12 protein-coding genes are annotated in these 12,474 nt (G+C 40.4%); 4 read left to right on the top strand and 8 right to left on the bottom strand.

Annotation, left to right across the window (positions count from 1 at the left end; all coding sequences use genetic code 11):
* Positions 1 to 51 precede the first annotated feature (51 nt).
* The gene (locus tag AB5217_RS07550) at positions 52 to 1,071 is read left to right on the top strand and encodes an arginase family protein (protein ID WP_181990075.1); all 1,020 of its coding nucleotides are present in this window, start codon (positions 52 to 54) and stop codon (positions 1,069 to 1,071) included.
* Here AB5217_RS07550 and AB5217_RS07545 read toward each other — a convergent pair.
* From AB5217_RS07545 to AB5217_RS07535, 3 genes are all read right to left on the bottom strand, one after another.
* Positions 1,068 to 1,322 carry a DUF3098 domain-containing protein gene (locus AB5217_RS07545; RefSeq protein ID WP_004325939.1) on the bottom strand — a complete coding sequence of 85 codons (255 nt, stop codon included), beginning with the start codon at positions 1,320 to 1,322 and terminating at the stop codon, positions 1,068 to 1,070. The genes AB5217_RS07550 and AB5217_RS07545 overlap by 4 nt on opposite strands.
* 11 nt (positions 1,323 to 1,333) lie before the next feature.
* A complete protein-coding gene (locus tag AB5217_RS07540) occupies positions 1,334 to 4,471 on the bottom strand; it encodes a DUF2723 domain-containing protein (RefSeq protein ID WP_032854703.1) in 3,138 nt (1,045 codons plus the stop codon).
* A gap of 512 nt (positions 4,472 to 4,983) precedes the next feature.
* A complete protein-coding gene (locus AB5217_RS07535) occupies positions 4,984 to 6,099 on the bottom strand; it encodes a tetratricopeptide repeat protein (RefSeq protein WP_032846590.1) in 1,116 nt (371 codons plus the stop codon).
* Positions 6,100 to 6,352: 253 nt separating this feature from the next.
* Here AB5217_RS07535 and AB5217_RS07530 point away from each other — a divergent pair, with 253 nt between their 5' ends.
* Both AB5217_RS07530 and AB5217_RS07525 read left to right on the top strand, forming a co-directional pair.
* Complete coding sequence (locus tag AB5217_RS07530; protein WP_032846592.1) at positions 6,353 to 6,973, top strand: HAD family hydrolase; 621 nt, start codon at positions 6,353 to 6,355, stop codon at positions 6,971 to 6,973.
* A 37-nt stretch (positions 6,974 to 7,010) separates the two neighbouring features.
* Entirely contained in the window at positions 7,011 to 7,820 is an 810-nt protein-coding gene (locus AB5217_RS07525; RefSeq protein ID WP_032846594.1) for an SDR family oxidoreductase, read from the top strand.
* A gap of 150 nt (positions 7,821 to 7,970) precedes the next feature.
* Here AB5217_RS07525 and AB5217_RS07520 read toward each other — a convergent pair whose 3' ends face one another.
* The 3 genes from AB5217_RS07520 to AB5217_RS07510 are packed head-to-tail and all read right to left on the bottom strand — an operon-like array spanning position 7,971 to position 9,965.
* Positions 7,971 to 8,699: a DUF6064 family protein gene (locus AB5217_RS07520; RefSeq protein WP_004296021.1), complete on the bottom strand. Its 729-nt coding sequence runs from the start codon at positions 8,697 to 8,699 to the stop codon at positions 7,971 to 7,973.
* A gap of 11 nt (positions 8,700 to 8,710) precedes the next feature.
* A complete protein-coding gene (locus AB5217_RS07515; protein WP_004306108.1) occupies positions 8,711 to 9,196 on the bottom strand; it encodes a threonine/serine exporter family protein in 486 nt (161 codons plus the stop codon).
* Between the two features lies 1 nt (position 9,197).
* Complete coding sequence (locus AB5217_RS07510; protein WP_004296023.1) at positions 9,198 to 9,965, bottom strand: threonine/serine exporter family protein; 768 nt, start codon at positions 9,963 to 9,965, stop codon at positions 9,198 to 9,200.
* A 77-nt stretch (positions 9,966 to 10,042) separates the two neighbouring features.
* On the opposite strand from AB5217_RS07510, the gene AB5217_RS07505 reads away from it, so the two are divergent.
* The gene (locus AB5217_RS07505) at positions 10,043 to 11,296 is read left to right on the top strand and encodes an MFS transporter (protein WP_211480476.1); all 1,254 of its coding nucleotides are present in this window, start codon (positions 10,043 to 10,045) and stop codon (positions 11,294 to 11,296) included.
* A 118-nt stretch (positions 11,297 to 11,414) separates the two neighbouring features.
* Here the strand turns inward: AB5217_RS07505 and AB5217_RS07500 are convergent, their stop codons facing one another.
* Together AB5217_RS07500 and AB5217_RS07495 are read right to left on the bottom strand one after the other, a co-directional pair.
* Positions 11,415 to 11,666 carry a hypothetical protein gene (locus AB5217_RS07500; protein ID WP_004309749.1) on the bottom strand — a complete coding sequence of 84 codons (252 nt, stop codon included), beginning with the start codon at positions 11,664 to 11,666 and terminating at the stop codon, positions 11,415 to 11,417.
* An 82-nt stretch (positions 11,667 to 11,748) separates the two neighbouring features.
* Entirely contained in the window at positions 11,749 to 12,300 is a 552-nt protein-coding gene (locus AB5217_RS07495) for an RNA polymerase sigma factor (protein ID WP_004296026.1), read from the bottom strand.
* Positions 12,301 to 12,474 lie beyond the last annotated feature (174 nt).

Here is a 12,474-nt window from a genome sequence, read left to right as displayed (position 1 = left end):
AAACAAAAATAATAACCCCAAAATGTAGTATAGGGCTAAATTTATCAGTATATGAATAATTCGTCCCTACTTGCCGATGTTTCAGGTATTCCCTACTTTTGCTTCAAAAAGATGAGAAAGTATTTATTATCACTTGCATTAGTCGTTGGAGTCGTTTCAATGAATGCACAAGAAAAAGTAACAAACAATGTAAATATGGAAAATAAAAAATCAACTCTTCGTTTTATCTATCCTCAATGGCAAGGAGGAATTGTAGATCATTGGATGCCTGATATTCCGGCGGAAGATTCATCCAGAGGCTACTATCTGGGAGCACAGTTATTGAACTATTTAGCCCCACAGACCGGTCAGAATACGGTCGAAGTTCCGGTTTCACTGGATATAAATGACAGAGCGACGGAAAAAGGTATCAGTGCACGCAGTGTCATACTGAAACAAACTAAAGCTGCGTTCGATCTGCTTAAAGAGAATCATCCGGACCGGATTGTCACTTTAGGAGGAGAATGTTCTGTAAGTGTTGTTCCGTTTACTTATTTAATCAATAGATACCCGGATGATGTAGCTATTGTCTGGATAGACGCGCATCCCGACATCAATCTGCCTTATGATGAATATAAGGGTTATCATGCAATGGCACTAACAGCTTGTTTGGGAATGGGAGATGAAGAAATTATGGAATTACTTCCGGGAAAAACAGATGCTTCCAAAGCCCTGATTGTCGGACTCCGCTCATGGGATGAGGGTATGCAGGAACGACAAAGAAAGCTGGGAATTAAAGGATTATCTCCACAGGAAGTTGCCAATGATCGTACAAAGATTATGGAATGGCTGAAAAGTACCGGGGTTTCGAAGGTGGTTATACATTTCGATATGGATGTATTGGACCCAGCAGAGATAATCGCTGCCGTAGGCATTGAGCCTAACGGCATGAAGATTGAAGAAGTAGTTCGTATCATTAATGATATATCCTCCGAATATGATCTGGTAGGACTTACAGTTGCCGAACCTATGCCACGAGTGGCAATCAAACTTAGAAATATGCTCAATCAGTTACCTCTATTGAAAGATTAAATTCCCCTTTGACGAGGACGGTAAAGAATACCGAATACATTCAGTAGATACCCCAATAAACACAATAATGGGGCAATACGTATGCGTGTTCCACTAAATATATCGGGATTATAGGCGGCAAGGGTACTCCCCTCACCGCTCATTAATATATATCCTATGATAATCAATATAGAGCCGATAATTAAGATGACGTAATTTCTTTTGCCCAATACTGTTTTTATTTCTTCTTCTCTTATTCTTTTCGATTTCATATTCTTTGAGTTTAGTTGTGATAATTCATTAGTTGAGTAAAGCGCATATATTTCTTTTCAAATTGCTGATTACTCTGTTCATATCTCTCTTTATCCATACTCTTCAGTAATTCATTACACTGATTCCATTGCCAGAACCTATACAAACAATCCTGTTGAACCATCCCTATCCGGTTATCTCCCAATGAGAAAGCCCAGTCGATATAATTTTCCGATTCTGCTATCAGATGATTCAATAGATCGGTCGCTTTCTGCGTTTCTCCTATGGAAGCATAAGCGGTGGCTATATCATACGAACCACTCTCGTATACTTCAGGAACATTATATGCCGGAATAGTTTGCCCAGCATATTCCAATACTTTTCTGGCACGGATGTCGTCTCCTTGTTTCACCAATTCTTTAGCCAGTTGCGCAAAGAGCCTTCGATGAGAATAACAGATGCGCAGGGTTGTTTCGTCCAGATAAAGTCCGGGAGTATCCAATCCTCCGTATTTATATCTGTTCATCACATTCTCGTAGAGCTTCTCCGTATCTATGGCATATCCATTGCCTTCTTCCACGTCTCCCCATTCTTTATAGTTGAAAGGAGTAAACCGGAATGCTAACCCTTCCTGAACAAAGTAGTCATCAAACTTCAGTTTACTGGAGTTGCCTACCGAGATAGCCATGTACAGGGGACGTTCCCAGTTACAGTTAGCCAGGATCTCGAGCATGAGTAAGTCCACTTTAGTCAACAGACGTATATTTTTTAGAGAAATAGACAGTTTATCCGGTATTGCATCTCTTAGTTCTTCCCCTTTTAAATGACGAATGGCTTCAGGCAACATCATTCCAGAACGGAGTACTGCATCCTTATCAATATAAATATTTATTGTATCGGTAGGTATCACATGGAATTCCTGTTTCTCTGCGAACACCCAATATTTCAGGATATTCTTTATTTCATACGGATCATTTCCAAAACTATCACGGGCTTCTTCGGGATGTTTCTGATACAATGCTTCTATCTGTTTCTTCAATTCCGGACGAACAGCCACATATTCGTTCTTCCCTTCCTGGTATTGATTTTGATCCCAACTGATCGGCAGTCCGGGAGCATCGTACAGAGGACATTGTTGCTGATAAATGTACCAGTCGGTCTGCGCATAACTTAAATTGCAGATACGTACATCTCTGCGTACTTCTTCCGTATCCTGATTATACCACAAGGGGAACGTATCATTATCCCCGTTACAGAATATGATCGGATTTCCTTTGTCGGGAAGTGTCATCAGATAATTAGCACCAAAGTCACGACAGGTATACCGGTTGCTTCGATCGTGGTCATCCCAAGTCTGGCTTGCCATTTGTATGGGGACAAACAGGCAAAGCAGCATAAGTAAGCCGACTGGGAGGATTTTTGCCTGTTTCCTGCGAAGCATGTCACAGCATCCGGCGGCTCCCATTCCAATCCAGATAGCGAACGCATAAAACGAACCTGCATACGCATAATCCCGTTCACGGGGTTGTCCGGGAGTCTGATTCAGATAGAGCACAATAGCCAATCCCGTCATAAAGAAAAGGAAAAATAAGACACTGAATTGCTGCTTGCCTTTTTTTCCACGTGTCCATTGCCAATAGATACCGAGTAATCCTAATAATAATGGTAAGCCATAGAACACATTGTGACCTTTGTTCTCACGCAAAGATTCCGGCAAAAGTTTTTGATCCCCCAGTCGCAGATTATCAAGCCAGGAAATTCCTGTAATCCAGTTACCATGTTCCGGTTCACCGCTTCCTTGAATATCATTCTGTCGTCCGACAAAATTCCATAGGAAATAGCGCCAGTACATGTAATTGAGTTGGTATGTGATAAAATAAGTCAGGTTCTCTTTTTGTGTAGGAGCCTCATTCGCACCTCCACCGGACCATCCTTTGTAAGAAGCGGCCGAACGATCATTCCACATTCGCGGAAACAACATATTTTGAGTGTAGCACACGTCTTCCTTATAGCGAATAATTTTATACTTGCCTTCTTTCTTATCCGGCCGATAGATGGCACTACCTTTTTCTGTCTTTACCTTGTAATAGTCTCCTTCGGGCACATACTCCGGTTCGGACGCATAGGTTCTCCCATAAAGTAAAGGAGCACTTTCATACTGTTCGCGATTCAGGTAGCTTTTGAGTGTGAAAATAGTATCCGGTGCATTCTCATTGAGCGGCGTATTAGCATTGGCACGAATGAGTATGACCGCATAGGTGGTATATCCTATGGTGAGCATGAGTAAACACCACAAACCGGTATTCACGATGCGTTTTCTGAACCGATAAATGGCTCCTATCAGTAAAAACAGGACCAAACCCAGAAAGACGATCAATCCTGACTGGAAGGGTAATCCCATCACATTGACAAAGAATAATTCGAACCATCCTCCTACATCAGCCATTCCGGGTATATAAACAAAAAGAATCAATACAATAAGAATACCGGATAATGCAATGGCCCCGATAACTCCCTTGAGTGATAGAGTCTGATATTTTTGGTAATAGAACACTAATACAATGGCAGGAATACAAAGCAGATTAAGCAAATGCACTCCGATTGAAAGCCCTATAATATAGGCTATCAGGATAATCCAGCGGTCACCGGACACAGAATCTGCTTCATCCTGCCAGCGAAGAATCATCCAAAATACCAAGGCTGTGAGGAAAGAAGAGAAGGCATATACCTCCCCCTCTACCGCACTAAACCAGAATGTATCACTGAAAGTATAAGCTAAAGCTCCCACAAAACCTGCTCCCAGAATGATAATAACATCCATAACAGATAATTTCCGTTCATCGCCCACAAGCAAGGCTCTCACTAATCGGGTAATACTCCAGAAAAGAAACAAGATACAACCGGCACTCAATAGTGCATTTAAAAAGTTGACCATTCCCGACACTTGCGAAGCATCGGAAGCAAACTGGGTAAACAGGTTGCCGACAAGCATATAGAAAGGTGCTCCCGGCGGATGCCCTACCTGTAATTTTTCAGCACAAGAAATAAATTCGGGACAATCCCAGAAACTTGCGGTTGGTTCGATGGTCATCCCATACACAAATGCTGCTATCAGAAAGACCAGCCACCCACCGAAATCATTCCATCTTTTAAATAATAAGTTGCTCATTGTTCTGTACTTTTTTATTTGCAAAGTTACAGGACATACTGCTAAAATAGGCATTTTTTACCGGACGGATACGGACGGTCGTCAATGATAATATGTTGATAATCAATAATAATAATAAAAGTGAAGAGATAGACAAAAACAGACAGAGGATAAATTAGGTACAAATTAATAATGGCATAGTAAAGTAAATGGCATAAAAATGACAATGTATCAAATATGAAAAAACTATTGGGATATTAGGAAAAACAAGTGCCACTCTTGTTTTTTGCTATTTAATTTCGTATCTTTAATGACTTTCATTCTTCTAAAGACAGATAATCATATTACAGAATGACAAATATCACCTTATAAAGTGACATTTGTCACCCTATAGGATGCCCATCGTCCCGTTATAACGGGACAACTACCCGACTGCATAAAAGATTACTAATTTCTGTACCAAAAAACATTAATCTCTGCAACGAAAAGCCTTAAATGTAGTAAGGAGATAATGAATCATTACCAGATAATAATTAATTTCTTGCACAAAATGAAAGATCCCCCAATGATTTCACAATATCTTCCAGTGACTCTTTAGAATTTGCCAACATCAGTTTCTCCGTTTTTATTCTGGAGATTCTCCGGGTCAGCGTCTCTGTAGTCAGTTTCATTAAATCAGCAAAGCAAGCAGGTTGGACTCCCTCCCGCAGAAAAGCACATACCCTTAAATCCTCTTCTGTGAGCTTCGGACCTATTTCTTTCAATTTAGATACAAGTCCATAGACGTTTTCCTGAAGTCGCAGTAACTCTGTCCAGTCTTTCTCGGAGAAAGAAGGGATTTTAGAAGACAAAACATTCCGTTCTTTAAACTGTCGTACTTTTGAGACAACGGGGGAACTTTCATAGATATGTAGTTGAAGAGACTGATACTTCTCTTCGAGATGGTTACATTGCAAAATCAGCTTATCCGATTCAACATCTTTTTTCAGTATTTCTTCTTTGAAAAGATCCAATTGGGAAAGTGCGTGCCGATTTTTCTTCCAGAGTAGCCCAAGTAACAAAGACATCACACCAAACATTCCTAAAGCAGAAGAAAGAATTACTGAAGAATCGCTTTTACCGTCATTCAACATCAACTGACTGGCGTAAGCCTTTCTCTCCATTTCCAGTGCCTCATCAAAGTTACCGTATTTCTGATAATAAAGACTACATCGTTTGCAGATTTTTGCCAGATGATCGTATTCCTCTGTTTCCTTGGCAAGCTTGATTGCCTTCTTAAAGTGGATTTCTGCCTCCTCTTTCTGTTCCAGATCACTTTCCACACAGGCAAGATAATAATATGCTTTGGATTTTTGATATTCATTGCCATTTTTCTCATAATAAGATGCCGCCTGCCTGATTTGCTTATCAGAAGAATGAGGAATACTTTTGTCCTCGTTGAGTTGGGTACACAATAAATTATACTCTGCCAGTTGAGCCTCATTCATTTGGCTTGACTGAATAGTCTCAAGAATAATGGATGCTGTATCAGGGTCCTGCTCCATCAGTTGCGCAGCCTTGTCCAGCCCTTGCTTCACGCTTGTTCCTTCCGGATGGCAGGCAGCTAGTGAAAGGAGCATCATATACAATAAAATTCGAAGATTATTCATAACTCTATTTTTGTCTTTGCAAAGGATTGATTGGATTTGCAAATATAAAAAATAATCGGCATTTATGCTTCTATAAGTTACACAAAATATAGTGACGCTATCCTGTTCTTATAGTGACACTATCCTTGCTAAATGGCGTCACTATCCTGACAGGATAGCGTCACTATGTTTTTTTGACAAATATCAAGCCGATGCGGGCTATTAATTAAGAAGATAAGCCGTATCTTTGTAGCAAACAAGAAAATTATATATCATGATTAAAAACATTGTATTTGATTTTGGAGGAGTGATTGTAGATATTGATCGTGACAAAGCGGTTCAGGCATTTATCAAACTGGGACTGGCAGATGCTGATACCCGGCTGGATAAATATCACCAGACCGGCATCTTTCAAGAACTGGAAGAAGGAAAGCTAAGCGCGGATGAGTTTCGGAAACAACTGGGGGATTTATGTGGCCGTCCATTGACGATGGAGGAAACCAAACAGGCATGGCTGGGCTTTTTCAATGAAGTGAATCTAAATAAACTCAATTATATATTGGAATTGAGAAAGTCCTATCATGTATATATTTTAAGTAATACCAATCCTTTCGTTATGTCGTGGGCATGCAGCTCTGATTTCTCATCGAAGAAAAAGCCGCTGAATGATTATTGTGACAAACTATATTTGTCTTATGAGGTCGGTCATACGAAACCTGCGCCCGAAATTTTCGAATTTATGGTAAATGATTGTAATATCATTCCTTCCGAAACTTTATTTGTAGATGACGGTGCTTCGAATATCCATATAGGCAAGGAACTCGGATTTGAAACGTTCCAACCGAAGAATGGTGCGGATTGGCGGGAAGAAATGACTGCTATCTTGCAGAAATGATAATTGAGCAGTTAGTACCATACCGCAAATAAAAAATATGCAACCACAAGTCATACTTATCACCGGAGCATCCTCCGGATTCGGCAAGATTACCGCTCAAATGTTATCGGAACAAGGGCACATCGTTTATGGAACAAGCCGGAAACCTTCCGAAGACATGAATCATGTAAAAATGCTTGTTGTCGATGTTACCAATTCCCTTTCCGTTTGTCAGGCCGTAGAGCAGATTCTATCGGAGCAAGGACGGATTGACGTATTGATTAATAATGCCGGAATAGGTATCGGCGGCGCATTGGAACTTGCTACTGAAGAAGAAGTGAATATACAAATGAATACAAACTTCTTCGGCGTAGTGAACATGTGTAAAGCTGTGTTGCCATCTATGCGAAAGGCACGAAAAGGTAAGATTATCAATATCAGCTCTATCGGTGGTGTAATGGGAATCCCCTATCAGGGATTTTATTCTGCTTCGAAATTTGCAGTGGAGGGATATAGCGAAGCATTGGCTTTAGAGGTTTATCCGTTCCATATAAAGGTTTGTGTAGTAGAACCGGGAGATTTCAACACCGGATTTACTGATAACCGGAATATCTCCGAACAGACAAGACTAGATGCCGATTATGGAGAAAGTTTTCTGAAATCATTAGAGATTATAGAAAAAGAAGAACGTAATGGATGCCATCCGCGGAAGTTGGGTGCTGCCATCTGTAAGATAGTGGAACGTACCAATCCTCCTTTTCGGACGAAAGTAGGTCCCTGGATACAGGTATTGTTTGCGAAGAGTAAAAAATGGTTGCCTGATGCAGTGATGCAGTATGCCTTACGGATATTCTACGCAATTAAGTAAACGATACGATATATAAAAGAAACTGTTCCCAAAGTTCCTAAAAGAAAAGTCGTCCTTACTACGATAGACTGTAGTAAGGACGATTTTATAAGATCAAGGCTTTTTTGAACGGCCTCTTTTTTTGATTTGAATATCTTCTATGTTTCCGGATTAACCTTTCGGAACCAATTCCAAAAACATGGTAGTAGTCAGCAATACGGCCAGTCCGACGCAAACGCTTATCAACAGCCAATTGATATATTTTGCTTTCGGCTTGGTGTCGGCATGCAGATTATTCAGGAAATACTCCCTAAAGAAAAGATACAAGCCGGGGATCGTAGCACTTGCCAATAAGAAATCTTCCGGAATCTGAAAGAAATAAGTTTTGGATAATCCGATCAGTGACCAGTGGCAAAGGAACAATACCAAAAACATATTGACCTTTTGCGCAAACAGCAATAACAATCCGATGGTAAACACCACTACCGAACAAGGCATGACCGGAGAAGTCATTTCCGGGAATGAAAGTCCGCGTGCCAATGAAACCAAAGGATATATAAAAGGCATTGCTAACAGCACATAAGACAGCAAATCATATTTGTGGGTACGTTCGAAGGTAGTATATCCCGTAATCGCATCCCATATCCAAATGATAGCCATCACACCCCAAAACATAGCCATCACCCCATTATAGCTACGCTCTTCACAGTAGATATAATAGTAGACCAGAGAAATCCACGTATACAGACCTATCATATAGAACTTCATCGCCATTTTCACCCACGGACGTGGTCGGCCGATAAGCAATCCGGTCAATGCAATACCAATCAGAATGATAACTATCTGTAACAGCCAGGTAGCTGAATTATAATATGCAATTGTTCTCCAAAAAATCTCCATAAAAGTTCGTTTTAATGTCTTGTTAATGAAAAGGCTCTATGTGGGAACAGGAACATCGGGAACGTAGCTCCTACCGCCAACATGAAAATCACTGTGCTTGCTATTAGAGTATTAGAGAAGAACATCGACATAAACTTGTCCAGCTTGTCCGGATCATTCACATTTTGCAGACACATGATAAGTGAAAATACCATGTTGTATGCAAACTTTCCCGGAATCATGGGAAGTAATGCCGGAATATACAATACCGTCATCGGACAATATACTTTTTTCCCTAACCACAAACTGCCGAAGCCGATGACTAATCCGGCAAACAACGAACCTGTGGCAATGTCCATGCCTAAATAGTTCATTAAACAAAAACGACAGGCGTGTCCCAATGCTGCCAGTATGGCAATCATCTTGAATGCACGCAAAGGAGGATCGGAAATCGCACCAAATCCTATACCTGCTACTGCTGCAAAAAATCCATCAGTAAGAATGTCAAGTGCTATCATATCAAATTAAACTGTTTTTTACCATTAATAATGTGAAGGAAAGTCCGATAGCAATGCTGACAATCAACAAAGAAGCCTCTGTCAGACGGGCAAATCCTGTTAAAACGTATCCTTCTACTACATCAATCACGCCATTAATCAAGGGAACCCCAGGCACAAGATAAAGCACGCTGGTTGCCATGGCAATCTCCGAAGTTGTGTCGAAAATCAGCGCGGTGGAAGCACACAGGGAAGCAACAAAAGCCGAGACTATAAATACAACATAATGATTGATCTTTTTTGCCTGCATTTGTTGTTTCAGGTAGAATCCTGTAATGGTAGCCGAGAACACAATTCCCATCGAAATTAAATCACCGCCGAACAATTTGCAGAAAGACGCATTGGCAAATCCTACTAGTAGTAAAACGAAAAGCGGATGTATCCGCGGAGCAGAAATAATCTTCTTGTATTTGTCTTTCAGTTCTTCCAATGACAAATGATTGTCTACTGCTTCCCAGCTTAATGCGCTTAACTCTGAATTATGTTCAAAACTGATCGGGTGTGCAGGAATGTCTATGACCTCGTTACAAGCCTCGTTTGTTTCTTTGTCTATAATAGTCAGAATGATGTTTCTATGAAATACGCTTAATTTGACATCTAGTCCGAAAGCCTCTCCAATACGCTTTGTGTTACGTACTACCCGCGAGGTGTGTACTCCGGCTCCCATTAAATGGGCTGAATATTCTGCAATAAATTTACCTATGGATAATAAAGATTCGCCTGTCTTCATGAATATGATATTTTTAAATCGGGCGCAAAAGTACAAAAAAAATAGATACCTTTGCCGCGATTAAAAATAAAAAATGCATGAATAACCAATTTACGCATCCAAAAGAGAGAATACGCTTTGCCATATTGACTTTTTTCTTTGCCCAAGGACTTTGTATGGCAAGTTGGGCTAGCCGAATCCCTGATTTTAAAGACGTTTTTGCCGCAAATTATGCTTTCTACTGGGGACTGATTTTATTTATGATCCCTGTCGGAAAATTTGTCGCGATCCCCTTGGCTGGTTATCTTGTTTCGAAGTTAGGAAGCCGGAGCATGGTACAGGTCAGTATCCTGGGATACGCTTCATCCCTGCTTTGCATTGGGCTGGCCCATGAGGTCTATCTTTTAGGCTTTCTGCTCTTTTGCTTCGGTGTGTGCTGGAATTTGTGCGATATATCATTCAATACACAAGGCATTGAGGTGGAACGTATCTATGGTAAAACCATTATGGCCACTTTTCATGGAGGATGGAGTCTGGGGGCATGTGCAGGAGCATTTATCGGCTTCGTAATGATTTTGGCAGGAGTCTCCCCTATCTGGCATTACACACTGATATTTATAATCATCCTTATAATTGCACTTTCCGGGCGGAAATATTTGCAGGAGAGCGCACCGCAGGAAGCGGAAGTTTCTGATACAAAGACGCAGGAAAGAAATACAGCCAAAGCTCCCAATGGTTTTCGCCTGTTATTTCAAAAACCGGAAATGTTGCTTTTGCAGTTAGGACTTGTCGGACTGTTTGCGCTGATTGTAGAAAGTGCGATGTTCGACTGGAGTGCCGTTTATTTCGAATCAGTGGTTCACGTACCTAAATCATTGCAAATCGGTTTTCTTGTATTTATGATTATGATGGCAACGGGCCGCTTCCTGACTAACTACGCTTATCAGCTTTGGGGAAAGAAGAAAGTCCTGCAACTGGCGGGCAGCTTTATTTGTATCGGCTTTTTTGTTTCTGCCCTGTTAGGAGGAGTTTTCGAATCTATGGCTATGAAAGTAATCATTAATTCTTTAGGTTTCATGCTGGTCGGCTTGGGAATATCCTGCATTGTGCCTACTTTGTACAGCTTCGTGGGAGCCAAATCAAAAACACCGGTCAGTATTGCACTTACCATTCTGTCAAGTATCAGTTTTATAGGTTCGTTGATTGCTCCTCTGCTTATCGGTGCCATCTCGCAGGCGTTCGATATCCGTATCGCTTATATGATTATCGGCATATTGGGCGGATGTATCGTATTAATAGTCAGTTTCAGTAGTGCTTTCAATATTCAGGAATCCGGCGATAAACCTGAATAGGACAAATAAAAAACGCAGCCTTTCACAGTGTTTAAAATTAAACCTCCTGTGAAAGGCCGCGTCAATCTTTTAATGCCTTAACTAACCTAACTACTTTATCTTAACTATACTAACCTATCTACAAAATACCCGAAAAATCTTTTATACTACTAATAATCCTATCTTTCAATTCGTTATTTTCAACTATTGAGAAGCCACAGTCTACATTTGCCGGAGCCAATAATACAGCTTTAGCTTCTTCTGCATCTGCCATCTCTTCCGGGTGCTCTCTGAAATAAGTTTCCCATTGGGAAGCTGATTGCGGAGTTACACCCAGCACATAGTTGATAAAATCATCATCCGTCAAAAAATCCATTACCTTTGAGCACATATCGCATCCTTTTTAAGCGTTTACATAAGTAGGACGGCGTTATCCTGTCTATGTACTCAACCCATTTACCTTTTTACTAAAATTAACTCGCCAGACTACGCAATTTTGTCAATCCGCGATGCATCAAGTTGCGTACAGACTGATAATTCATATTCATAATCTCGCAAATATCCTCGTATTTCTTTTCTTCTATATAATATAATGTAAGCGCTTCACGTTGGCGGGGAGATAATTGATCCAGCAGACGTCTAACCAATGAAAATTCATTCTTGCGTTGCTCTTCTTCCATATAATCATCTTCTACATCTGTAGGAGTGGATATGCTAACTTCTTCTACTGCCGTATCAGACATATACATACGTCTGCGAAGTTCATCACACAACTTATTCTTTAAGGAGATGAATAAATAAGATCTCAAATTATCAATGGTTCCTAATTCATCTTTCTTTGTATAGAGTTTCACGAAGATGTCGTGAATACAATCTTTCAGTAACTCTTTATCAATGGTCAACTTCAATCCGTAATTAAAAAGGACGTTGATGTGCAAGTTATACAGCTGTGAAAAAGCTGCCATGTTTCCCGCTTGAAAAGAAGCGAGCAAAGTGTCGGTTGAATGATTAGTCTGTTCCATCATAGCATTAATTCGATTGATTTGATGTTGCAAAACTAAGCAGTATCGACCGCAACGTTAGGTAAAATCTGGTTTGTGGATTGAAAAAACAAGTATCATGTTTTATAACACTCTTTTACTAGAAATTACCAATAAAAAGCAAAAATCCCGCTGAATGGTTTTCAACGGGATTCTCTG

Source organism: Bacteroides sp. MSSM.1001136sp1_RTP21357st2_D2_RTP21359_211015, assembly GCF_040913205.1.
GTDB classification, from domain to species: Bacteria; Bacteroidota; Bacteroidia; order Bacteroidales; family Bacteroidaceae; genus Bacteroides; species Bacteroides ovatus.
The sequence above is the reverse complement of the archived record's forward strand: the minus strand, read 5'-3'. Positions and strand labels throughout refer to the sequence as shown.